The organism is Archangium violaceum, from assembly GCF_016887565.1.
GTDB classification, from domain to species: domain Bacteria; phylum Myxococcota; class Myxococcia; order Myxococcales; family Myxococcaceae; genus Archangium; species Archangium violaceum_B.
The window spans coordinates 9141684-9163242 of record NZ_CP069396.1; the positions used below are offsets into that span (position 1 = coordinate 9141684).

At 70.3% G+C, this 21559-nt stretch carries 21 protein-coding genes; 10 read left to right on the forward strand and 11 right to left on the reverse strand.

Going from position 1 to position 21559, the window contains the following annotated elements; translation table 11 throughout:
• Window positions 1-104: 104 nt before the first annotated feature.
• Both tuf and JRI60_RS36430 read left to right on the forward strand, forming a co-directional pair.
• A complete protein-coding gene (tuf, locus tag JRI60_RS36425) occupies window positions 105-1277 on the forward strand; it encodes an elongation factor Tu (RefSeq protein ID WP_204220521.1) in 1173 nt (390 codons plus the stop codon).
• Between the two features lie 313 nt (window positions 1278-1590).
• Window positions 1591-2403, forward strand: coding sequence for a slipin family protein (locus JRI60_RS36430; RefSeq protein ID WP_204220522.1), 813 nt, complete (start codon window positions 1591-1593; stop codon window positions 2401-2403).
• 13 nt (window positions 2404-2416) lie between these two features.
• Here the strand turns inward: JRI60_RS36430 and JRI60_RS36435 are convergent, their stop codons facing one another.
• The 3 genes from JRI60_RS36435 to hpf form a co-directional block, all read right to left on the reverse strand.
• Window positions 2417-3313 (reverse strand): NAD(P)-dependent oxidoreductase, encoded by an 897-nt coding sequence (locus tag JRI60_RS36435; RefSeq protein ID WP_204220523.1) that lies wholly within the window; start codon window positions 3311-3313, stop codon window positions 2417-2419.
• Window positions 3314-3424: 111 nt separating this feature from the next.
• Complete coding sequence (locus JRI60_RS36440; protein WP_204220524.1) at window positions 3425-5437, reverse strand: MXAN_5187 family protein; 2013 nt, start codon at window positions 5435-5437, stop codon at window positions 3425-3427.
• A 125-nt stretch (window positions 5438-5562) separates the two neighbouring features.
• Window positions 5563-5907: a ribosome hibernation-promoting factor, HPF/YfiA family gene (gene hpf, locus JRI60_RS36445; protein ID WP_204220525.1), complete on the reverse strand. Its 345-nt coding sequence runs from the start codon at window positions 5905-5907 to the stop codon at window positions 5563-5565.
• Window positions 5908-6059: 152 nt separating this feature from the next.
• Here hpf and JRI60_RS36450 point away from each other — a divergent pair, with 152 nt between their 5' ends.
• Window positions 6060-6416, forward strand: a complete 357-nt coding sequence (locus JRI60_RS36450; RefSeq protein ID WP_204220526.1) for a response regulator — start codon at window positions 6060-6062, stop codon at window positions 6414-6416.
• A gap of 59 nt (window positions 6417-6475) precedes the next feature.
• Window positions 6476-6919, forward strand: coding sequence for a DUF2007 domain-containing protein (locus JRI60_RS36455; RefSeq protein ID WP_204220527.1), 444 nt, complete (start codon window positions 6476-6478; stop codon window positions 6917-6919).
• Between the two features lie 121 nt (window positions 6920-7040).
• Here JRI60_RS36455 and JRI60_RS36460 read toward each other — a convergent pair whose 3' ends face one another.
• The gene (locus JRI60_RS36460) at window positions 7041-7964 is read right to left on the reverse strand and encodes an N-acetylmuramoyl-L-alanine amidase-like domain-containing protein (RefSeq protein WP_204220528.1); all 924 of its coding nucleotides are present in this window, start codon (window positions 7962-7964) and stop codon (window positions 7041-7043) included.
• Window positions 7961-8947 carry a HEAT repeat domain-containing protein gene (locus tag JRI60_RS36465; protein WP_239469924.1) on the reverse strand — a complete coding sequence of 329 codons (987 nt, stop codon included), beginning with the start codon at window positions 8945-8947 and terminating at the stop codon, window positions 7961-7963. Before JRI60_RS36465 ends, JRI60_RS36460 begins: the two co-directional genes overlap by 4 nt.
• Window positions 8948-9106: 159 nt before the next feature.
• On the opposite strand from JRI60_RS36465, the gene JRI60_RS36470 reads away from it, so the two are divergent.
• Both JRI60_RS36470 and JRI60_RS36475 read left to right on the forward strand, forming a co-directional pair.
• On the forward strand, window positions 9107-9424 hold the full coding sequence (locus tag JRI60_RS36470; RefSeq protein WP_204220530.1) for a DUF4398 domain-containing protein: 318 nt from the start codon (window positions 9107-9109) through the stop codon (window positions 9422-9424).
• An 18-nt stretch (window positions 9425-9442) separates the two neighbouring features.
• Entirely contained in the window at window positions 9443-11044 is a 1602-nt protein-coding gene (locus JRI60_RS36475; protein ID WP_204220531.1) for an OmpA family protein, read from the forward strand.
• A 22-nt stretch (window positions 11045-11066) separates the two neighbouring features.
• Here JRI60_RS36475 and JRI60_RS36480 read toward each other — a convergent pair whose 3' ends face one another.
• The 4 genes from JRI60_RS36480 to JRI60_RS36495 all read right to left on the reverse strand — a co-directional run bounded on the left by JRI60_RS36480 (window position 11067) and on the right by JRI60_RS36495 (window position 15819).
• The gene (locus JRI60_RS36480) at window positions 11067-12323 is read right to left on the reverse strand and encodes an alpha/beta hydrolase-fold protein (protein WP_204220532.1); all 1257 of its coding nucleotides are present in this window, start codon (window positions 12321-12323) and stop codon (window positions 11067-11069) included.
• 82 nt (window positions 12324-12405) lie between these two features.
• Entirely contained in the window at window positions 12406-13428 is a 1023-nt protein-coding gene (gene truD / locus JRI60_RS36485) for a tRNA pseudouridine(13) synthase TruD (protein ID WP_204220533.1), read from the reverse strand.
• Window positions 13425-14831, reverse strand: a complete 1407-nt coding sequence (locus JRI60_RS36490) for a DUF4388 domain-containing protein (protein WP_204220534.1) — start codon at window positions 14829-14831, stop codon at window positions 13425-13427. The genes truD and JRI60_RS36490 overlap by 4 nt, the downstream gene beginning before the upstream one ends.
• A 7-nt stretch (window positions 14832-14838) precedes the next feature.
• Window positions 14839-15819 (reverse strand): DsbA family protein, encoded by a 981-nt coding sequence (locus tag JRI60_RS36495; RefSeq protein WP_239469925.1) that lies wholly within the window; start codon window positions 15817-15819, stop codon window positions 14839-14841.
• 70 nt (window positions 15820-15889) lie between these two features.
• On the opposite strand from JRI60_RS36495, the gene JRI60_RS36500 reads away from it, so the two are divergent.
• Together JRI60_RS36500 and JRI60_RS36505 are read left to right on the forward strand one after the other, a co-directional pair.
• Entirely contained in the window at window positions 15890-16936 is a 1047-nt protein-coding gene (locus JRI60_RS36500) for an asparaginase (RefSeq protein WP_204220535.1), read from the forward strand.
• A 76-nt stretch (window positions 16937-17012) separates the two neighbouring features.
• Window positions 17013-17930, forward strand: coding sequence for a GGDEF domain-containing protein (locus JRI60_RS36505; protein WP_204220536.1), 918 nt, complete (start codon window positions 17013-17015; stop codon window positions 17928-17930).
• A gap of 44 nt (window positions 17931-17974) precedes the next feature.
• On the opposite strand, the gene JRI60_RS36510 is transcribed toward JRI60_RS36505, so the two are convergent.
• Together JRI60_RS36510 and JRI60_RS36515 are read right to left on the reverse strand one after the other, a co-directional pair.
• Window positions 17975-18880 carry a GGDEF domain-containing protein gene (locus tag JRI60_RS36510; protein WP_204220537.1) on the reverse strand — a complete coding sequence of 302 codons (906 nt, stop codon included), beginning with the start codon at window positions 18878-18880 and terminating at the stop codon, window positions 17975-17977.
• A gap of 67 nt (window positions 18881-18947) precedes the next feature.
• Window positions 18948-20543 (reverse strand): HEAT repeat domain-containing protein, encoded by a 1596-nt coding sequence (locus JRI60_RS36515; protein WP_204220538.1) that lies wholly within the window; start codon window positions 20541-20543, stop codon window positions 18948-18950.
• 120 nt (window positions 20544-20663) lie between these two features.
• Between JRI60_RS36515 and rpsU the strand changes: the two genes are divergently transcribed.
• Both rpsU and JRI60_RS36525 read left to right on the forward strand, forming a co-directional pair.
• Window positions 20664-20858: a 30S ribosomal protein S21 gene (gene rpsU, locus JRI60_RS36520; protein ID WP_002621505.1), complete on the forward strand. Its 195-nt coding sequence runs from the start codon at window positions 20664-20666 to the stop codon at window positions 20856-20858.
• Window positions 20859-20945: 87 nt separating this feature from the next.
• Window positions 20946-21407, forward strand: coding sequence for a GatB/YqeY domain-containing protein (locus tag JRI60_RS36525; RefSeq protein ID WP_204220539.1), 462 nt, complete (start codon window positions 20946-20948; stop codon window positions 21405-21407).
• Window positions 21408-21559 lie beyond the last annotated feature (152 nt).

Below are 21559 nucleotides of genomic sequence, written 5' to 3' on the forward strand. Positions count from 1 at the left end.
AGCGCCTTCCCTGGCCGACCCCTCGGGCCCGCGTGGTCCGAGGGGTTTTTCTTTTTCCAGCGCTTTCACCCGGGCCGGCCCGGCCCACAACCAGGAGCACTCCCATGGGCACTCAGAAGACGCACGTCAACGTTGGCACCATCGGCCACGTGGACCACGGCAAGACGACCCTCACCGCCGCCCTCACCCAGGTGATGGCCGCGCTGCACGGCGGCAAGGGTCTGGGCTACGACCAGATCGACAGCGCGCCCGAGGAGAAGGCCCGCGGCATCACCATCAACATCACCCATGTCGAGTACGAGTCGGCCACGCGTCACTACGCCCATATCGACTGCCCTGGTCACGCGGACTACGTGAAGAACATGATCACCGGCGCCTCGCAGATGGATGGCGCCATCCTGCTGGTGGACGGCTCGCAGGGGCCGCAGCCGCAGACGCGTGAGCACATCCTCCTGGCCCACCAGGTGGGCGTGGCGCACATGGTCGTGTTCATCAACAAGGTGGACGTGGCGGACCCGGAGCTGGTCACCCTGGTGGAGCTGGAGACGCAGGAGCTGCTGGCGGCTCACGGCTACACGGACGTGCCGATGGTGAAGGGCTCGGCCTTGAAGGCGCTCGAGGCCGTCACCGCCGGGCGGGTGGAGGATGAGGCCACGCGCTGCATCCGCGAGCTGGTGGACGCGCTCGACAGGCACATTCCGGATCCGGTGCGGGACTACACCTCGCCGTTCCTGATGCCCATCGAGGACGTGTTCACCATCTCGGGGCGCGGCACGGTGGTGACGGGGCGCATCCAGCGCGGGGTGCTCACGGCGGGGGCGCAGGTGGAGCTGGTGGGGCTGGGAGGCCCGCGGGAGGTGGTGGTGACGAGCATCGAGTCCTTCCACCGTCAGTGCCCGGAGGCTCGGGCGGGTGAGAACGTGGGGTTGTTGCTCCGCGGGCTCAAGCGCGAGGAGGTGGCCCGTGGCCAGGTGCTCTGCGCGCCGGGCTCCATCCTCCCGCACGCCGCGGGTGAGGCCGAGCTGTACGTGCTGTCCGCCCACGAGGGGGGCCGCCACACGCCGTTCGGGACGGGTTACACGCCGCAGTTCTTCTTCGGGAGTACGGACGTGACGGGGACGGTGGAGGTGGTGGGCGAGGGGCTCGTCCAGCCGGGTGACAGGGCCCGGGTGGGCTTCCGCCTGCTGCGCCCCATCGGGGTCGAGCCGGGCATGCGCTTCGCCATCCGTGAGGGTGGGAAGACGATTGGCGCCGGCGTCGTCACGGCGGTGAGGTGACAAGGGAGCGCCGCTTCCGGCAACGGAGGCGGCGCTCCTTTTTCGCGTGCGTGTCAGGCCTCCACCCCGGGTGCGTCCCTGCCGCTGGGGAGGCCTCTCCAGCGCCCGCGGACATCGTCCGGGGGTGTCCTGCATCGGGGTCTCCCCTTCCTGGAAGCCTGTAAAGGCCGGGGTTCAACTCCCCAACGGCTGCTCCGGGGGCCAGCGTCCTCGGACGCACCGTGCGGAACGGCCATGCGGGTGGAGAACCCCCGCCGGTCCGCCGGGGCCCCCGGAGCGTGCGTCTTGTTCCGAAAGAGGTGCACCGGTGGACATGTTCAGACTCTTCCCGCTGGCGATGGTGGCGCTCGTCCTGGGCGTGGTGGCCTACAAGCTGCTCGTGCTGAAAGTGGTCGTCCCCGAGGGCTTCGTCACCCTGCTCTATCGGCAGGGGCGCTTCGCGCGCGTGTTGAAGCCGGGAGCCCATCGGGTGCCGCGCGCCGGGCGCGGCACGCAGCAGGTGGACGTGCGCCAGCGCTCCCTCACCGTGCCGGGCCAGGACGTGCTCAGCCTGGAGCAGGTGGGGCTCAAGGTGAGCGTCGCGGTGCGCTTCGCCGTGGCGGACCCCGAGCAGGCCCTGCACCGCGTGCAGAACTTCGTGGAGGCGCTCTACATGGCCGTGCAGCTCGCGCTGCGCGAGGAGGTGGCCCGTCATCCGCTGGAGGAGCTGGTGTCGGGGCGGCTCGACCTGGGGCAGCGGATGCGCGAGCGGGTGGCCAGCGAGGCGCGCGCCTTCGGGCTCTCCGTGGAGGCGGTGGAGGTGAAGGACGTGATGCTGCCCGCGGACCTGCGGCGCGCCTTCGCCGAGGCCCTCAAGGCGAAGAAGGAGGCACAGGCGCGGCTGGAGAAGGCACGCGGCGAGTCGGCGGCACTGCGCAACCTGGCCAACGCCGCGAGGATGGTGGAGCAGAACCCGTCCCTGCTCGAGCTGCGCGTGCTGCAGACGCTCGAGGGCGCGAGCGGCACGGCCGGTCACACCTTCGTCCTGGGCCTGGGCCCGGAGCTGACGCCGCTCGCACGCAGGCGCCGAGCCGGGAATGGCGCGCCGGTGCCCCCCGCCGAGGGCGAGGAGCCCGAGTCCACCTGAGCCCCCTCGGGGCCTACTTCGAGCCGGGCTCGTCCAATCCGGCCCGCTCCGCCGCCAGCGCCCCGAGCGCCGCCCAGTCCTTGTCCCCCATGCCCCGGGCCACGCCTTCGAGGAAGTGGTCCCGCACGAGGCTCGCCAGCGGCATCGGCACCTCCGCCGCACCGGCGGCCTCCAGCACCAGCCGCACGTCCTTGAGACCCAGCCGCAGCTTGAAGCCCGCGGGCTCGTACTGCTCCCTGGCGATCAGCTCCGCGTAGCGCTCGAAGATGGGCGAGCGCGCGAACACCGACTGGAACAGGGACAGGAACACCTGCGGCTCGATGCCCGACTTGCGCGTCAGCGCGAACGCCTCCCCGAGTGCCTCCGTCATCGAGGCGATCAGGAAGTTGCCCGACAGCTTCACCACGTTCGCCGCGGACGGGCGCTCGCCGAGCACCGTGAGCCCGCGTCCCACCGCCTCCAGCAGCGGCCGGCACCGCTCCACGTCTTCCTTCGCGCCCGCGGCCAGCACCCAGAGCTGCTTCGCCTGTGCCGCCTCCGGCCTGCCGAACACCGGCGCCGACACGTACCGCTGTCCGGCCTTCCCGTGCGCCTCGGTCAGCCGCTCCGAGAGCGCCACCGAGATGGTGCTCGACGAGACGTGCAGCGCCCCCCGACCCAGCCCGACCAGCAAGCCCGTGTCTCCGAAGACGACCCCCTCCACCGCGCCGTCATCCGCGAGCATGGAGAAGACGACCTCCGCCCCGCGCGCCGCGTCCGCCGGCGAGTCCGCGACCCGGGCGCCCTGCTGGCGCAACGGCTCGGCCTTCTCGCGCGAGCGGTTGTAGACGGCCAGCTCGTGCCCCGCGGCGCGCAGGTTGCTCGCCATGGGCTGGCCCATGTTCCCCAGTCCGATGAAGCCCACCTTCATGTGCTCTCCCTCCGGAAGCGAGGCGCCAGAGCTACCAGGAAAAAGAAGAGGGCCCCAGGTCACGTGGACCTGGAGCCCTCTGAAGACGACAGTTCTCGTCCGCGCCGCGCGTCAGTCCTTGACGGGCGTGGCCTTGAGGGCGGCCTTGCCCTCCTTCACGTACACCTGGAAGCGCACCGTCTTGCAGGCGTACTTCTGGACGAGCTGCTCCTTGTTCTTGCGCAGCTTGGCCACGAACTTGTCGTAGGTCAGGCCATCGTTGGGCTCGCTGCACTGCTCACGCGTGGCCACGAACTCCCGGAAGACGTCCTGGAAGTGCTGCTCCTCGGACCAGGCGATCGCGCCGCTGGGAGGAGGAGGCGGCGGCGGCATGGCCATGCCGGCCATCGGCGTGCCCATGACGGGCGTGGGCGCCAACGACGGAGCGGCCACTCCCGGGTGCCCGGGGCCGCGCTGGACGGGAATCTCGGTCGTCGCGGGACGGGCCGCGCGAGCCAGCAGCTCCTGAGGGATGGCCGCCACGCGGGTCCTCTCGGGAGGAGAGTCGTCGCCGCCGAAGTCCGAGGACGGCAGTCCGGCCTGTGCCGCGGCCGCCGCGAACGGATCCGCCGCCTGCTGCAGCGTGTAGGCCGCCGTCGGCTGGTCCTCGAAGGCGAACGCACCCCGAGGGGCCGCCGCCGAGGCAACGCCCGGGGCCGGGGGAGCATCCGCCGAAGGGAACGGGAAGGCGTCCGCCCCGGGCCGCGCGGCGAACGGATCGTTCCCGGGCACCGTCTGCGACGCATACGGGTCCACGCCCGGAGCCGGGGGGAACGGGAAGGCGTCCGGGGCGGGCGCCTGGGCCGCGTACGGGTCCGCGCCGGGAGCCGGAGGCGGCGGGAACGGGAAGGCGTCTCCCGCCGGAGCAGCCTCCGCCTGCATGGGCCGCGCGGAGGCGGGGGCCGCCGGGAAGGGGAAGTCGTCCGGGCCGGGCACGGGCGGCTCCGGCGTGGCCTGAAGGGGGAGCGGCGCCGCGACGGGCGCGGGAGCCGGCTCACTGTCCTCCTCCTGACCCTTCTTGCCCTTCTTCTTCTTCTTTTCTTCCTTCTTGACGGGGGCGGCCCCGGCCGAGGCGCTCTGGCCCGAGCCCATCACCAGCGTCCACACCAGGGAGAAGCCCAGCAGGCCCGCGAGGCCGAAGAAAGCGGTCTGCTGGTAGTCCGCCAGCGCGCTCATGAAGGGCCGCACACTGGACACGGCCACGACCTCGTAGCCTCCGTCCAGCGCCTTGCGCGAACCCACCGCGAGCGGAGCCTCGCCGCCCTTGAAGTCATCCGCCTGCGTCAGCAGCGGCAGCTTCACCTGGGGAAGCTGGGCGATGAGCCCGCGCACGCCACCGCGCTGCACCACGTGGCCCACCTGGCCCACCTGCAATGTCTTGAGGGCCTCGTCGACGAGCGCCTTCTGCGCTCCAGCCGAGCCCACCACCTTGTCGCCCTTCACCACCGCGAGCGCGGCGACGCCGGACGACAGGGCCGCGGACTCCAGGGCCTTCTCTTCCACCCCCAGCGGCGCGCCCACCACCACGGTCGCCGCCACCTGCGAGCGGCCGCCCTCGGCGTTCCACAGCACCGGCACGGAGAAGAAGACATGGGTCGCGTCGAACGCGTCCACCACCACGCCCTCGCTGCCCGCCTTGAGCAGCTCCTGCACGTTGAGCTTGTCATCCGACGCGGGCTCACCGTCGGCGCGCGCGTACAGCGAGCCGTCGTTGGTGGAGAGCGCGAGGACGACGGAGCCCTTGAGCGCCTCGGGCACCAGCCCCTGGGCGGCGGAGCGCAGGCCGGCGAAACGCTCGTCCGCGGGCGGCTCCACGATGCGGATGCCCTTGCCCCTGGGCAGCGGCACCACCTGGGGCTGCACCGCGGAAGCAACGTCCGGACTCGCCGCCAGCTTGAGCGCCAGTCCCTGCACCACGAGCCGACGCGCCTCCAGCGCTCGGGACACCTCGGAGATGGCCGCCAGGGTTGGCGCCGAAGCGCCCTCCGTGGCCCGGACACTCAGCGGTCCCGACAGCAGGGGGAGATGAGCCAACCCCAGTCCGAGGACCAGGAGCGCGAAGAGGAAGAACTTGAAGCGGACCATCGCCGACCTTTAGCCCGGGGTGAAGAGTCCCGCTTATAGCTTCCACCGCTCGGGGCCAGCAAGAATCGGGGCAGGTCCGCCTGGGAGCCCGGACACCAACCAGGGGTCCGGGCTCCGCCCGCCCGCTAGAAGCGCACGTCGTCCGGCAGGCCCTGGCTGCTCGCCTCCCGTCGCTTCTCCACGGTGCGTTTGACGGTCTTCTCCAGACGATCACGCGTCGCGTCGATCGCCTGGAACATGGTCTCCGCGGTCTCCGTGATGTGAATCCCCGAGAACCCAGGCATCCGCACCGTCACCCTGCACTCCTGGTCCACGCCCCCCTTGGGACCGTTGATGTCCACCAGGGCGATCTCGATCTCGGTCGCCTCGTCATCGATGTACCTGGCGATGGGGTCCACCAGATGCTGGTTGGCGTAGTCCCGCAACGAGTCGGTCAAATCCAGATGGACTCCTCGCATCAACACCTTCATGCCGTCACCTCCCCTTGGGCCTTCAAAATGGTCAGCCCGGGAGCATTCGGTGAGCGGCTTTCGTACGAGCTCCCTCGCCCGCCCTCCTGACGAGGAGTGGAGCGCCGGTCGGTCGTGGACGATTTCACCCGCCACTGGGGTTGCTCAGTCGCATGGGAGAGCGAATCAAGGTCTTGCTGGTCGAGGACGACGGCGACAGCCGGGAGCTCCTCGCGGAACTCCTCGAGGTGGACTTCGACGTCATCACGGCGCCGGATGGTGTCTCGGGGCTGAGGGCCTTCGAGGATGGTCACCCCGACGTGGTGGTCACCGACGAGTCCCTGCCGGGGATGTGTGGCACGGAGCTCGCCCACGAGGTGAAGAACCGTCAGCCGAAGGCGGGCGTCATCCTCGTGTCCGGCTACACCAACGTGGACTCCGAGTGCTGTGACGTGGTGCTGCGCAAGCCCATTGATGTCGAGCGCTTGTCAGCGGCGGTGGGAAGTCTGGGGGAAGCAGCCAGGCACTGAGGCGGTACGTGCTAAAATCGAGCCCGGTTGCCAGGGTGTGGTTCCTGGAGGGAGGCCCGATGAAGTACTGCATGCAGTGCGGTTCGGAGTACCAGGACGGCGTGAAGGAGTGCGCCGACTGCCCCGGCAGCGCGCTGGTGGACGCGGAGACCATGCGCCAGCGCCACATCCCGCTGCCCAGCGAGGGAGACACCCGCAAGTTCGTCCGGGCGGCCACGGCGGAGGATCCTCTGACCGCGGAGGACTACGTCCGCCTGCTGGAGAGCAAGAACATCCCCGTCTTCGCCCGGCCGCGTCGCACCGGCTCCGTGGACGTCCTCACCACCGGGGTGTTGGAGCCCTGGTGGGAGATCATGGTCGGCGAGGAGTTCCTGGAGCGCTCCGTCCAGTTGCTCTCGCTCGAGAAGGCCGAGTTGGACGCCACCGCCGACGAGGCCGCCCGCGCCGCCGAGGAGGAGGAGCTCGCGACGGAAGCCACCTCCCCTCCGCCCGGAGGCATCTGAGCGACTCCTCGAGTGCACCACTTCCAGTCGACTGGAAGTCGTGTACCCCCAAGACACACATCGCTTGTAGACGTCTACAAGCGAGCGGCGGCTGAGGGCGCATGGGCGGCAAGTGATGCCGTCAGGGGGAGCTGACGAGCTCGCCGTTGCCCGAGTCGGGGTTGCGGGCCTCGTAGAGGCTCACGCCGGAGACCTTCCACTTGTCGTACTTCGCGTTGCGCGCGAGGAAGGTCTCCAGGTCCTCGTCCACCACGCGGCCGTTGCCGTCGAGGCCGCGGCGCGCGTGGCGCAGCCAGGTGCGCTTGCCCTTCTGCACCACGAAGCCCAGGTGCGTCACCCGCGTGGCCTTCAGCGGCAGGTCCTCGCGCAGGACCACGAGGATGGTGCCCGAGGGCACCTGGCGCGCGTGCGCCATCACCTTGTCCAGCGGAATCATGTCCAGGCTGTAGGTGCCTCGCGGCTGGTGCGCCTTGTCCAGGCCCAGCGCCATGGAGGAGCGAGACGTCCAGGTGAGCGCGGTGAGCGCCTTCTGCACGCGCACCGTGTCCTCACCGCCGTAGCGCCGCGTCACGTCCGCCACGAAGCCCTTGCGCTGGTTGTTGGGCAGCCACTGGGCCTCCATCAGGTGGTTGCGGTCCTCGTAGGTGGGGGTGTTCGCGTACCGGAGGCGCTCGAGCAGCCTCGCCACCTCGGCATCGGCGCGGGCCATGCTCATGGCCATCGCCTGCTCCACGAAGGTGAGGCAGTCCACCGCGTCCAGCCGGAAGGTCGGGTCCGGATCCACCCCGCTCCCCTCCCCCAGCGGAGAGTGGACATAGGGTGTGCCCAGGAAGCGCTCGCTCACGCGCAGCAGCCGCTCCCGCAGCGGGAGGCGCGAGTCCTCGGAGATGAAGGCGGCGCGCTCCTGCTCACTGAGCGAGGCCCAGACCACCACCGGCGCCGTGGCGGGCTTGCGCGCCGGTGTACCGGGCGCGGCCGGAGCCGGGGAGGTTCCGGAGGCGGGCGCGTGTGCGAGCAACGCCCCGGCCAGGGCGAATGCCTTCATTTCACCACCCCTGCCTTGCGGAGGATGGCCTTGCGCTCGTCGTCCGCGAGCTGGAGCGTCTCCAGTTCCTTCTCGTAGGTGAGCTTCTCCTCGCCCTTGGCGTTCCACGAGGCGAGCACCAGCCACGCCATCATCGTCTTGTCGCCTCCCTGGTAGAGGATGCGGGCCGCGCCGGCCGCGAGCGTCCGGTCCTTGTCCTCCAGCAGCGGGCGGAGCGCGGGAGCGGACTGCTTCACCGGAATTCCCTCGTAGAGGGCCAGGCCCTGGCGGCGCACCAGCTTGTCCTCCGAGGCCAGCAGCTTGCGCGAGAAGTCGAAGCCCTCGGGGGCGCCCAGCAGGCACAGCCCGCGGGCGGCGGAGAAGCGGGTGCTCTCCGAGCTGTCGTCGAGGAAGGCCTTCAAGGCCGGCGCCTGCTTCTTGTCACCCGAGGCCCCCACCGCCTCCAGCAGCAGGACGCGCGTCTGGGGATCCGTCTCCGCGCGCGCCGAGGTGAGGAGCGCCGCGCCCACCTTGGGGTTGCGCGTGGCCCCCAGGGCACGGGCCACCTCGCGGCGCACCCCGAGCGACTTGTCCTCCAGCAGGGGCAGCATCACGTCGGTGCGCTGGCTGCGCAGCCTGCCCAGGCCCTGGACGGCGTACATGCGCACCGCCCCGTCCTCGTGCCGGGCCAGTCCCACCAGGGTGGGCTCCGCCGTGCGCACCTCCAGCCCGGCCAGCACGGCCGTCACGTCCCGCAGCCGCCGGGGCTCCAGCACCCGGGGGAGGGCCTGGGTGATCATCCCCGCCGCGTAGGGCTCCTCGCGCAGCAGACGCAGCCGGGAGATGGCGGTGGGCACGGCCAGCTTCCCCTCCAGCACCTGGAGGACGAGTTGCTCCGTCTCCGCGCGGCGCTCCACGCGCTTCTGCACGGAGGGCGGCGCGGCCAGGACGGACGAAGAGGTGAGTGCGAGGGCGAGCAGCAGGCAGGCGGGCAGGGTGCGCACGGCCGGCCACGATGACAAGCCCCGCGCCAGGCTGTCAAAACCCCGTCCCGGCCCGCTCCCTCCCTCGCGGATGTGGGAGTGCCCGATTCTTGACCCTCCCCGAGGCGATTGATACGACCGGGGCCAGTGTCTTCCAGCCCTTATCCCGAGGCCCCTCCCATGAAGCGACTCCTGGTACTGGTGGCTGCGGCGGGAGCCCTCGCCGGTTGTGGTCCCGTAAGGTCCACTTCGCACCTGCTGGACGCCGAGGTGCAGATCCAGGCCGCGCGCACCGCTGGCGCCGAGAAGCTGGCCCCCTACGAGTGGACGGCCGCCAACCTCTACATCCACAAGGCTCGCGAGGAAGTCAGCTACTCCGACTACCAGGCGGGTGTGGACTTCGCAGAGAAGGCCGCCCGCTTCGCCGCCGAGGCCCGTCAGCGGGCCATGGCCAACGCCAACGGCGACGAACTTCCTCCTTCCAGCCCCAACCCCTGACGCGAGAGCCCCCTCCCGATGCGACGTCTCTTCGCCTCCTCGCTGCTCCTGCTCTCCGCGGCCTGCGTGAGTGGTAACAAGGTCCGCGCGGACTCCGAGGTCATCCAGGCCGACATCGAGCGCGCGCGCCGCAGTGGCGCCATGCGCTGTGCCCCGGTGGACCTCGCCACCGCCGAGGCCCACCTCGACTTCGCCCGTGGCGAGCTGAGCCAGGGCACCAGCTACCGTGCCTCCGAGCACATCCGCACCGCCGAGACCGCCATCAAGAAGGCGCTCGAGTCCTCCCGGAGCTGCGCGCCCCAGAAGGTGCTGGTCAAGGAGAAGCCGGACACTCCCACCCAGCCCAACCAGACGCCCTCGCAGGTGGAGATCACCCCCAAGCCCTCGCAGCAGGTGGTGGTGCAGATCGAGGAGCGGGACTCCGACGGCGACGGCATCTTCGACAAGGACGATCCGTGCCCGGACCGCGCCGAGGATCGCGACGGCTTCGAGGACTCGGACGGCTGCCCCGAGACGGACAACGACAAGGACGAGGTGCTGGACGGCAACGACAAGTGCCCGCTCACGCCCGGCCCGCTGTCCAACCAGGGCTGCCCGGAGGACGCGCCCAAGGACAGCGACGGCGACACCGTCTCCGACAACGTCGACAAGTGCCGCGACCAGCCCGAGGACAAGGACGGCTACCAGGACGAGGATGGCTGCCCGGATCCGGACAATGATCAGGACGGCCTCATCGACAGCTCGGACAAGTGCCCCGACGCCGCGGGCGCCATCCAGAACCTGGGCTGCCCCCGGACGGACAAGGACGGGGACGGTGCCGAGGACTCGCAGGACAAGTGCCCGGAGGAGCCCGAGGACAAGGACGGCTTCCAGGACGAGGACGGCTGCCCGGACCTGGACAACGACGCCGACGGCATCCCCGATGGCATCGACCGCTGCCCGGTGACGTCCGGCCCGCTGGAGAACGGCGGCTGCCCGGATGACGACAAGGACGGCGACGGCGTCGTGGACCGTCAGGACGTGTGCCCCGAGCAGGCCGGCACGAAGGAGCTGCGTGGCTGCCCGGATCCGGACAAGGACGGCGACGGCCTGGTGGACCGCATGGACGTGTGCCCGGAGCAGGCCGGCCCGAAGGAGATGCGCGGCTGCCCGGATCCGGACACCGACAAGGACGGCATCCCGGACCGCGTGGACGTGTGCCCGGACGAGCCCGGCGTGAAGGACGAGCGCGGGTGCGCCAAGAAGTACAAGATGGTCGTGGTCAAGAAGGGCAAGATCGAGATCAAGAAGCAGATCAAGTTCGCGTCCGGCTCGGCGAAGATCATCGGCAAGGAGAGCTTCAGCATCCTCGACGACGTGGCGCAGGTGCTGCGCGACATGCCGACCATCAAGAAGATCCGCATCGAGGGCCACACGGACTCGCTGGGCAAGGATCTGGCCAACCTGAAGCTGTCGCAGTCGCGGGCGGACGCGGTGATGGCACAGCTCATCAAGCGCGACATCGACCCGGGCCGGATGGAGGCCGTGGGCTACGGTGAGGAGAAGCCGATCGCCACCAACGGGACGGCGAAGGGCCGCGCGGAGAACCGCCGCACCGAGTTCAACATCATCGAGCAGTAATCCCCTCTCCCCCGGGAGAGGGTCAGGGTGAGGGTGCCGTGACCTCCGGGCCGCGAGCACCCTCTTCCTTTTGCGGGGATGCCAGCTTCCGCAACACCCGTTCGAGGTGCTGCTGGAAGATGGGGTGCACGCGATCGGTCTGGATGCCACGCTGGATGGCGCGCGTGTAGCACTCGAGCGCCGCATCCAGTTGGCCCGCGGCCTCCAGGGCCTCTCCCAGGCCGTCGTGGACGATGGGAGAGTCGCCGTGCAGCTCGACGTTGCGCCGGAAGACGGTGATAGCGGCATCGACCCTGCCACTCTCCAGCAGCTGGTACCCCATGCGGCTGAGCAGTTCCTCGGGAGGATGGAGCTCGTAACCGAGCCGCTTCGTCACCCGGACGTAGTTGGCCTCCACCTTCTCCAGGTCGCCCGCGCGCATGAGCGGCTCGGAGATGCGCCAGTCCTCGAAGAGGGCCTCCAGTCCATCGTAGAGCGTCCGGAGGGGGGTGCTGCCGTGATGGTCGTTCGCGAGGAAGGAGTAGTGCCACACCAGCCGCTCCGGCCGGGCCTGCTCGAGCGTCCTCGCGAGCCGCTGGATGGGTTCCAGCATGTCGTCCCACTCGTCCCCCATGCTCATGTAGAGGAAGCGCTCCTGCGGGGGCAGGCGCTCGAGGGACCGCACCGCGCCGCTCACGAGCTCGCTCCCGTTCCACCAGAGGCTCGGGCTGATGGCGATGTAGGCGTGGAAGCTCCGCGGGTGGTTCATCAGCGTATGCACGGCGAAGAGTCCGCCCAACGAGTGCCCCACGAGGATTCGGTACGGCTGCGTGCGGTAGCGGGACTCGATGCGCGGAGCCAGCTCTTCCTCCAGGAAGCGCAGGAACCGCTCCGCGCCTCCGGCGGTGGGACGCAACTCCGCGACGGTCCGCTGGGAGGTGTCCCCAGGCCTCCGGAAGCCTTCCAACACCGGCGGGGTGAAATCCCTCGTGCGATCCGTGTTCGATACCCCCACCACGATCATCCGGGGGATGCGATGGCTCTCCGCGAGGAACCGCACGACGCCGGTGGCGTGGTGGAAGTACGCATCGCCATCCAGGAGGTAGAGAACGGGGTAGCGCTCCGAGGAGGTGTCGTACCCGGGCGGCAGGTAGACGAGGAAGCCACGCTCCTCCCCGAGGACGGTGGAGTGGAAGGTGTGCTTCACCCCGAGGGTGATGGGCGTTCCCTCCCGTGGAGAAGCTGCTCCCACGTGAGAGGGCCCGGACAGGCAGGAGGACAGCAGGAGCGCTGCACCCAACGGTGGAAGGAGTCGGCGCATGCGCCGTACGATGCCACCACCCCACCACGGCGGTCATGAGCGAACGCCGGGGCGGGGGTCTTCACCCGTCCTTGAGCAGCTCGTGGAGGACTTCGGTGGCGTAGGAGCCCTTGGGCAGCTCGAAGGAGAGCACCACGTCCTCCCCTTCCACCTCGAGCGAGGGATTGGAGAGCCGCACCCGGTAGGGCCTGCGCCCGCCCTGGGTCTCGTCGCCTCCGCGCTTGAAGTCGTCCAGCGTCACACCCTCGTCGGCGAGCAGCTTCGCCTCGGCCTCGGCCACGGCGTGGGCGGCCGCCGTCATCTTCGGCCCGAAGAGGGGCCCGGCGGGGCTCACCTCCCAGGAGGCCGCGCGGGGCCCGTCCACCTCGGGCGACTCGCAGACGAAGAGGCCACCCGTCTCCTCCTTGCGCAGCACGTCCCCGAGGAGCGCCGTGTCGAAGGTGCCCGCGCGCAGCCGGTCCACCAGGGCGCGGTTGAAGAGGCGGGACTGGAAGGCCGAGAGGTACAGCTTGCGCTGGAACTTGTCGGGACGGCGCGGCAGCCGCTGGCCCAGCACCAACAGGCGGCCGAAATCCGCGTTGTCGCCCTCGCGCCCGAAGCGCTGCTCGCCGAAGTAGTTGGGAACGCCCCGGGCGCCCAGCCGGGAGAAGCTCTCGCGCGCCGCCCCCACGTCCCGCACGCCCCTCAGGCGCAGCCGGAAGCGGTTTCCCCGCAGGTGCCCGGTGCGCAGCTTGTTGCCATGGCGCCGGGTCCACAGGACGCGCACGCCCTCCAGCGAGAAGTCCGGGACACGCGGCTCGGCCTTCGCGGGCACGGAGAGCAGCTGCCGGGTGATGGCCTGCCGGTCCTTCATGCCGGCCACCCCTATCTCTCCCTCGTCCACGCCCAGCGCGGTGGCCAGGGCACGCACCAGCTCACGGGTGTCCCGGCCGCGCTTCTCCACCCAGAGGTAGAGGTGCTCCCCCTCCCCCGAGGGCTGGTAGGCGGGGAGCTCCTCCACCTCGAAGTCCTCGGGGACGAGCTTGAAGGCGCCACCGCACCCCGGCACGTCCTCCGTCAGCCGGGGGAGCCGAGCGTCGCTCATGACCCGCCGAGCGTGGCGAGCATGTCCTTCACGCGCCGGGCGAGGTCCTCGTCCGCGCGGGATTCGAGCAACTCACCCGCCTGGAAGAGGAGGAAGAACATGACGTCGCTGAGCGCCTGCCGGAAGGCGGCGAGTGGCTCCGGCCCCAGCGTGGCGCGGTAGCGCTCGTAGGACTCCACCAGCCGGGCGTCCTGCAGGCTTCCGTCCTGCGCGAAGGCCAGCCCCGCCAGCACGGGCGACGAGGACAGCGCCTGTCCCGAGAGCGCGGCGTTGGCCGAGGCGATGAACTCGCGCGCCAGGCCCTGCTTGGACACCTCGGAGGCGATCTCCCGGAAGATGCGGTTGAAGACGCGCACCACCTCGCGCACGTCCAGCACCGGCGTCTGGGTCGCCTGCTGGGTGATGGCGCGCAGCCCGGACTGCGACACCCGCACCGCCGGGATGCCGGTGGAGGATGGGCGCACCACGGGAATCCCCATGAAGGTCTTCGGGCGCACCGCGGGGATGCCGGACAGCGACTGCGCCGTGCCGCCCATGGGCTTGTCGGACAGCTGCACGAAGCCGCCCTCCAGCAGACCGTAGACGACCTTGGTGACGTCGAACTCGGACAGCCGGGAGGCCTGCCCCAGGTCCAACAGCGTGCGGCGGCCGTCCACCAGGGCCAGCACCTTGTCCTCGTCCGCGTCCAGCTTGGCGTTCATCTGCCCCTTGCGCAGCACGTAGAGGCGGCTGTGGGGGATGCGCTTGCGGAAGTGCGCCAGCTCGTCGATCTTCCGGATGCTGTCCATCAGCAGGCTCTGCGTGGACAGCTGGATGTTGTGGCCGAGCTTGTCCTCCACCGGCTGGTCCACGAGGAAGAAGCTGCCCTCGCGGCACAGGACGATGGCGTGGAAGATCTCGCTCACCTGGTGGGTGACGCACTTGAACAGGTCGTGCGCCTGGAGCAGGCCGCGCTCCACCAGGGTGCGGCCAATCTTCGAGGGGGGCTGCTCGCGCAGCACGGTCTCCAGCTGGGAACGCTCCACGTAGCCCAGCCGGACGAGCACCTCGCCGAGCCTGTCGGCCACCACATCCGAGGTGGCGCCGCGCACCTCGCCCTCGCGCAGGATGACGGAGCGCTCGCCGCCGGGGGCCTGCACGCGGATGACGCCGCTCCAGCGCGACTGGCTGAGGAAGGCGATGAGGTCCGACAGCGGGAAGCCGGCCGCGTCCCCGGACAGCACCACGCGCGGAGCGGCCAGCGCACCGCCCTCGGCCGGGGTGCGAGAGAAGACGAGCAGGTCCGGCGAGGTGGGCTGCAACACGTACGAGCCCGTACGGCCCGCCAGCGTGGCGGCCTGCTGCGTGCCCTGGCGCTCGTCGGGGACGAGCTGGGAGCCGTCGATGCGGAAGCGTTGGCTCATGGCGCCATCAGTCGGCGGCCCACGCGTTCTTGTTCGCGCGCCACTCGAGCTCGTCCTCCAGGGTGTGGGTGAGGGCGTCCTCGGTGAGGCCCATGTTGGCGTCGTAGGAGCGGCCGTTGAAGAAGAGGCTGGGCGTGCCGTGGATGTTGGCCGCCTGGCCCAGGTTCTTGTACTTCTCCACTTCCTTCGCGTAGGTGCCGGCCTGGAGCGTCTTCTGCAGGTCCGCGCCCTTGAGCCCCAGCTTGTTGGCGATCTCCACGATCCTCGCCGGCGACAGGTTCTGCGCGTTCTCGAACAGGGCGTCGTGCATCTCCCAGTACTTGCCCTGGTCGCGCGCCCACATGGCCGCCTGGCCGGCGGGAATGGCGTTGGGGTGCATGGGCAGGGGGAACGGGACGGCGCACATGCGCACCCGGCTGGCGTTCTTCTTCGCGAAGGCCTCCAGCAGCGGGCGGGCCTTGCCGCAGTAGGGGCACTCGAAGTCGAAGAACTCCACCAGCGTCACCTGCGCCTTGGGGTCGCCCTGGCACATGCGCGGGTCCACCTCGAGCGTCTTCCGGGGGGCGCGGAAGGAGGCGTAGTACTCGGAGAGCGCGACGATGATCTCCGTGGCCGGCACGCCGGCGGCGGCCTGCTTCGCGGCGAGCCGGGCCATGCGCTTGCCGTGCTGGCACGTGGTGTGCCCCTTCAGGCACTGGCCCAGGGTGTGGGGGCAGCCGCAGTAGCAGAACTCATCGGACAGGACGGTGGACAGCTCGCGCTTGGCGGCGGGCGGCAGCGCGGAGAAGTCCATGCCCGGAATCCCGGCGAGCATGTCGCCACCCGGGGAGGGAGCGGCGGCCGGGGGAGGCGCGCTCGGAGCGGGGGCGGCCGGCCTGGGCGCGGCGGCCTGGGGCGGCGCGGCCGCCTCGGAGTTCTTGGAACAGGCGGTGGCCATCAGCGCCACGGAGAGCGCCAGGAGGACTCGGTTGCAGCGAGCAGGGAGCACGCGCCGGTCTTAGCCATGCGCGCGGGGCTTGTAAAGCAACCCCGGCTCTGCGAGGGAGGGGCCCCGCGATATGCCCAGAATCCTCATGCTGCATACCGGCGGCACGCTGGGGATGGCCGGAGGCCGGCCGTCCGCCCTGCGGCCCGCCGCCTTCTTCAAGACGCTCGAGCGCCGCTGCCCCGAGCTCTTCCAGCTCGCCGACATCGAGCTGGAGCTCTTCTCCAACCTGGACAGCTCGGAGATGCAGCCCGAGCTGTGGAGCCGGCTCGCCGAGCACCTGCACCGCCGGCTGCCGGAGTTCGATGGCGCGGTGGTGACGCACGGCACGGACACGCTCGCCCACACCGCGAGCGCCCTGTCCTTCATGCTGCCCGGGCTGCCCAAACCGGTGGTGATGACGGGCTCGCAGCGGCCCCTGGGAGAAATCCGCTCGGACGCGCGGCTCAACCTCATCGACGCGGTGCTCTCCGCCCTCCAGGGGCCTCCCGAGGTGAGCATCTGCTTCGACTCCCACCTCTACCGCGGCAACCGCACCCGCAAGGTGAAGGTGTCCGAGTACGACGCCTTCGAGAGCCCCAACTGCCCCCTGCTGGGCATACTGGGAGTGGATGCCACCTTCGCGCCGGGTCTGAGACAGAAGGGACCCTTCCGCCTGCGCGAGAAGCTGGAGCCTCGCGTCTTCCTGCTCAAGGTCTACCCGGGGTTGGACCCCGCCCTGCCCCTGGCCCTGCTGCCCCATGTGCGCGGCCTGGTCGTGGAGGCCTATGGCGCGGGCAATTTCCCCATCGATCCGTCGCTGGGGCGCTCGCTGCTGCCACTCTTCCGGCAGGCCCGTGAGCGCGAGGTGCCGGTGGTGGTGGTGAGTCAGGCGCACCGCAACGGGGTGGACCTCACGCTCTACGAGTCCGGGGCGGCGGCGCTGGCGGAGGGGGCCCTGAGCGGGGGGGACATGACGCCCTCGGCGGCGCTGGTGAAGCTGATGCAGGGGCTTGCCTACCACCGGCGGGACAGGGAGGCGCTGGCCCGGTTCATCCAGACGCCAATTGTCGGGGAGATGACCGAGCGCCCTCCGGCCGTGCAGGAGAGCCCGGCCAAAAACTCGAAACGCGCCCGTTAAGAGCGACCATCCGTGTGCGTCCGGTCCGAGGCCTGCTTGCTGGTAATCATCTCCGGCCCATAAGATGGGGGGCACGATGTCCGACGAGAAGACCGCCGTCCATTCGATTTCGGACCTGCTGGGCGCAGCGGCGCCACAGCAGCAGAGCGCGTATCTGATCGTCATCAGCACGAAGTCTCCGGCGGGCATCGGCCGGATGTTCAAGCTGGATCGATCGGAGACGGTGCTCGGCCGAAGCACGGAGGCGCAGTTCCAGGTCGAGGACGATGGCATCTCGCGCAAGCACGCGAAGGTGGTGTCGCTCGGGGATGGGCGCTTCCAGCTGGTGGATCTGGGCAGCACCAACGGCACGTTCCTCAACGGGCTGAAGGTGAGCGCCGCGCCGCTGTACGACGGCGACAAGATCCAGATCGGCTCCAACACGGTGCTGAAGTTCTCCATCCAGGATCAGCTGGAGGAGGCCTACCAGCGCAGCATCTACGAGTCGGCCACGCGAGACGGGCTGACGCGCCTGTACAACAAGAAGTTCTTCCTCGACACGCTGCGCAAGGAGTTCGCGTACTGCCTGCGCCACCGGGTGGCCCTGTCCCTGGTGATGTTCGACGTGGATTACTTCAAGAAGATCAACGACGTGTACGGGCACCCGGCGGGCGACTACGTGCTGGCGCGCATCGCGCAGCGGGTGAGCGACACCATCCGGACGGAGGACCTGTTCGCGCGCTACGGAGGCGAGGAGTTCGCCCTGATGCTGCGCGAGTCCGGTGAGGAGCAGGCGCTGTCGTGCGCCGAGCGCTGCCGGGTGGCGGTGGACCGCACGGACTTCATCTTCGCGGGCACGCCCATCAAGGTGACGATCAGCCTGGGCGTGGCCACGCTGCACGACTCTGACTTCGCGCAGGCGGAGGACATCATCGCCGCGGCGGACAAGTACCTCTACCGGGCCAAGCGAGCGGGACGGAACCGGGTGGACGGCAAGGCCATCAGCGGTCCGTGAGTCAGGCCCTCTCCCCCTGGGAGAGGGTCGGGGTGAGGGTCGTCCTAAGTCCCCTCGATCTCCAATTCGAGTCCCGGCGTCTCCGCGAGCATCTCCACGCGGTTGCCGCCAGCGGACCGGGCCGACTCCAGCGAGCTCTGGGCCTGGCGGATGAGGTCGGAGAAGGACAGCTCCCGCCCGGGAGCGAGCGCGGCCAGTCCCACGGAGACGGTGGGGCGGATGACCTTGTCGTCGAAGGTGAGACTGGAACGGGCCACGCGCTCGCAGACGCGGCGGGCCACGGTGTGGGCTCCGGCCAGGTCCGTGTGGGGAAGCAGCAGCAGCACCCGGTCCGCCGAGTATTGCACCGGGTAGTCCGTGTCGCGCAGCGAGCGCCGGATGGCGAGCGCCAGACCTCCGTGGAGCTGCTCGCGCAGCTCGCGGTCCGCCTGCACCTCGAGCGGATCGAAGGCCACCAGCGCGAGGGCCAGCGGCAGACCGTGGCGCCGTGAGCGCTTCACCTCGACGAAGACGAAGTCCTTGAAGTGCGCGAAGGCGTAGAACTGGGTGAGCGGATCCAACAACGCCTCTCCCGGGGCGCGCACCGGCTCGGGAGCGGACGCGGAGCGCCTGGCGCGGGAGAGCGTCCGCAGCTTCACCAGCTCGGGCAGGCGCACCCGCAAGTCCTTCGCGGAGACGGGGAGCGGAAGGATGCCCTCCGCGAAGCTGGCCTTCCCGGGCGTCTCCTGGGCGGCCAGCAGCAGCGCCTGGGGAAGCCGCTCCCGCACCGCGCGCGCCACCTGGGCCGGCCGCTCCACCGTGGGCCCCAGCACCACCAGCTGGGCCCTCCCCTCTGCCTCCTCCCACCCCGCCACGGCGGACACCCCGAGTCCCGCCTTCTCCAGTCCCTCTTTCAGCTTGCGGCGCCCGGCGGTACCCGGCTCGATGACGATGGCTCGTGTAATCCTCATTCCCACCTCTCCAGACCTCGTACCATAGCGACGTACCTGAACGGCCCGCAAGGGGCGCGCGAGCCGCTCAGGGAGGGTTGAAGCCAAGCCGCTCCAGTCCTCGCCGCGCCACGTGCTGGACGTGGGAGTCCGGGTCCTTCGAGAGGGCCTGACTGAGCGCGGAGGCGGCGAAGGGTCCCCCCAGCACGCCCAGCGTCCGGGCCGCGGCCACGCGCACCGCGGGCACGCTGTCCTCGTGCAGCGTCTGGGCGAGGGGCTTCACGTGCTGGGGCCGGCCGATCCACTCCAACGTCCGGGCGGAGGCCTCGCGCACGGTGGGGTGCTCGGAGCCGAGCAGCACCACCGCGGCCTCCGCCTGCCCCACCTGGCGCTGCTGGCCCACCACGTCGAGGGCGGCGACCACCACCTCCGGCGCGGAGTCCCCGAGCGCGGCGGCGAGGGCCTTGTCTCCCTCGGGCGAGTGCGGCACGGCGAGCGCCCGCACCGCCCCGGCCCGCACCAGCGCCTGCGAGTCCTGGAGGAAGGGAGTCAGCACCTGGAAGCGGCGCTTGCCACCACCGGCGCAATCGGAGAGCTGGCCCACCGCCTCCCCTCGGGTCTCCGCGGGGAGCCGCGTGTCGCGCGCCACCTCCAGGAGGAAGGGCTCACAGCCCTTGTCGGTCGCGGCCACCTGCAACCACGTGCGTTGGACGGCCGGCGTGGCCCCGTCCGCGCGGAGCCGCCGGGCGGCGGCCTCCATCAGCGGCAGGCCCTCGAGCTCGGCGAGCCCGCGCGCCGCCTGCCGGCGCACCAGCACCTCCGTATCCCCCAGGGCGCGCTCCAGCTCGCGCTGCGCCAGCGGGCCGTAGCGCCGCAGCGACTGCACGGCGCCGCGCCGCTCCGTGATGTCGGCGGAGGAGAGCCCCTTCTGAAGCTTCTCCAGGTGCTGGGAGTAGACGGCGAAGAGGCGGTTGATGAGGACCTGGTCCGCCGGCTTCGCCTCCTGGAGGAGCATCCGCCCCACCGAGGTGCCCTGCTTGTCGGCCACCAGGAGGAGCGCGGAGGCGGGGGCCTCGTCGGCGGATTCGGGGCGCCCCTCCATGGCCTTCAGCAGCACCCGGGCGGGTGGCTGGCCGAGGAAGGTGGCGAGGTGGGCGAGCGCCTCCCCCCGGAGCGAGGCGTTCTCGGCGTAAACCTCCACCTCCAAGGCCTGCCGGATGGCGTCCCGACGGGCCCAGATCCGGGCGGCTGCCTCCCCGCCCCTGCTCCCGGCCTCCTTCAGCAAGGAGGCGGTGGAGCGGCCCGTCTCCGCGGCGGCCCGTGCGGCGGTGAGACAGACGAGCACCTCCTCCTTGGCTGGGGCATCGGCGACCCAGTCGGCCAGCACGCGCGCTTCGGTGAAGCCCCGGACCTTCGCCTGGGCCCGCAGGGCCCCCCACCGGATCCGCCAGTCCGGGTCGGAGAGGGCCGACTTCAGCGCCGCCGCCGCCTGGAGACCGGGCTTCTTGCCCAGCTCCATCACCCAGGCATCGGAGCGGCCGGAGGTGACGCACAGCTTGCAGACCTGGGTGCGAAGGGCGGAGTCCTGGACGTGCCTCTGGCAGGATGTCCAGCAACCGAGCGCACCCTGGCCGCCATGCTGACCGGCGGACAAGAACAGGACGAGGAAGAGGGCGGGGGTCACGGAGGGTCTATTTTAGCCTACCCGGCAAGCCCTTTTCTGCGGGTGTCCTTGCGTTTTCACGCCCGCTGCGTCATATCGGCGCCCCCTAACATCTAGCGCACGCGGAAGGAGGTGACAGGCATGCCCGGCATTCGAGTGAAGGATGGTGAGTCCATCGAGAGCGCCCTCAAGCGCTTCAAGAAGGCCACCGAGAAGGCTGGTATCCTCTCCGAGATCCGTAAGCGCGAGCACTACGAGAAGCCTTCCGTGAAGCGGAAGAAGAAGGCTCTCGCGGCCAAGAAGCGCGCGGTGAAGAAGGCGCGCAAGACGTACTAGCGCCCCCGCGGGAGCCGGGGCCGCGTCAGTTCGCGCCCTGGCTCTCGTCCCTGTAGCACCCTTCCCACACATTCCTGGAGCCCTGTCATGGCCACCGTGAGAGAGCGCATCGACGCCGACCTCAAGGACGCGATGCGGTCGAAGAACGAGCTGCACACCAGCGTCCTGCGGATGCTCAAGAGCGCCATCAAGTACAAGGAAGTGGAGCCCGGCGCCACCGGCCCCCTCGACGAGGGCGCCATCCTTCAGGTCATCGGCACCCTCATCAAGCAGCGCCGCGACTCCGTCGAGCAGTACAAGACGGGCGGCCGCCCCGAGCTGGCCGAGAAGGAGGAGCAGGAGATCTCCGTCCTCCAGAACTACCTGCCCAAGCAGCTGTCCGCCGACGAGCTGCGCGCCGAGGTCCAGGCCGCCATCACCCAGGCGGGCGCCAAGAGCGCCAAGGACATGGGTGCGGTGATGAAGCTCCTCTCGCCCAAGCTGCAGGGCCGGGCCGAGGGCCGCGCCATCTCCGAGGAAGTGAAGAGTCAGCTGTCCAAGCTGTCCTGACGTTTCTGGCCTCGAACGGCGCCGGGCGGGTTCTTGAGAACTTGCCCGGCCGCTGATCGGCCATTAAGGGTATTCCGGTTGACTTCCCGCCCAGGTTCCGGGCGGCCCCCGAAGCGCCGGAAATGGCCCTCCCACTGAACACCTCCGACCCG

Bases quoted from the DNA above. Each gene is read 5' to 3' on its own strand.
- JRI60_RS36430 (WP_204220522.1), top strand. From the start codon at position 1,591: ATGTTCAGACTCTTCCCGCTGGCGATGGTGGCGCTCGTCCTGGGCGTG.
- truD (WP_204220533.1), bottom strand. From the start codon at position 13,428: ATGAGCGACGCTCGGCTCCCCCGGCTGACGGAGGACGTGCCGGGGTGC.
- JRI60_RS36510 (WP_204220537.1), bottom strand. From the start codon at position 18,880: ATGAGGATTACACGAGCCATCGTCATCGAGCCGGGTACCGCCGGGCGC.
- JRI60_RS36490 (WP_204220534.1), bottom strand. From the start codon at position 14,831: ATGAGCCAACGCTTCCGCATCGACGGCTCCCAGCTCGTCCCCGACGAG.
- tuf (WP_204220521.1), top strand. From the start codon at position 105: ATGGGCACTCAGAAGACGCACGTCAACGTTGGCACCATCGGCCACGTG.
- JRI60_RS36525 (WP_204220539.1), top strand. From the start codon at position 20,946: ATGGCCACCGTGAGAGAGCGCATCGACGCCGACCTCAAGGACGCGATG.
- JRI60_RS36435 (WP_204220523.1), bottom strand. From the start codon at position 3,313: ATGAAGGTGGGCTTCATCGGACTGGGGAACATGGGCCAGCCCATGGCG.
- JRI60_RS36500 (WP_204220535.1), top strand. From the start codon at position 15,890: ATGCCCAGAATCCTCATGCTGCATACCGGCGGCACGCTGGGGATGGCC.
- JRI60_RS36440 (WP_204220524.1), bottom strand. From the start codon at position 5,437: ATGGTCCGCTTCAAGTTCTTCCTCTTCGCGCTCCTGGTCCTCGGACTG.
- JRI60_RS36455 (WP_204220527.1), top strand. From the start codon at position 6,476: ATGAAGTACTGCATGCAGTGCGGTTCGGAGTACCAGGACGGCGTGAAG.
- hpf (WP_204220525.1), bottom strand. From the start codon at position 5,907: ATGAAGGTGTTGATGCGAGGAGTCCATCTGGATTTGACCGACTCGTTG.
- JRI60_RS36475 (WP_204220531.1), top strand. From the start codon at position 9,443: ATGCGACGTCTCTTCGCCTCCTCGCTGCTCCTGCTCTCCGCGGCCTGC.
- rpsU (WP_002621505.1), top strand. From the start codon at position 20,664: ATGCCCGGCATTCGAGTGAAGGATGGTGAGTCCATCGAGAGCGCCCTC.
- JRI60_RS36450 (WP_204220526.1), top strand. From the start codon at position 6,060: ATGGGAGAGCGAATCAAGGTCTTGCTGGTCGAGGACGACGGCGACAGC.
- JRI60_RS36460 (WP_204220528.1), bottom strand. From the start codon at position 7,964: ATGAAGGCATTCGCCCTGGCCGGGGCGTTGCTCGCACACGCGCCCGCC.
- JRI60_RS36505 (WP_204220536.1), top strand. From the start codon at position 17,013: ATGTCCGACGAGAAGACCGCCGTCCATTCGATTTCGGACCTGCTGGGC.
- JRI60_RS36470 (WP_204220530.1), top strand. From the start codon at position 9,107: ATGAAGCGACTCCTGGTACTGGTGGCTGCGGCGGGAGCCCTCGCCGGT.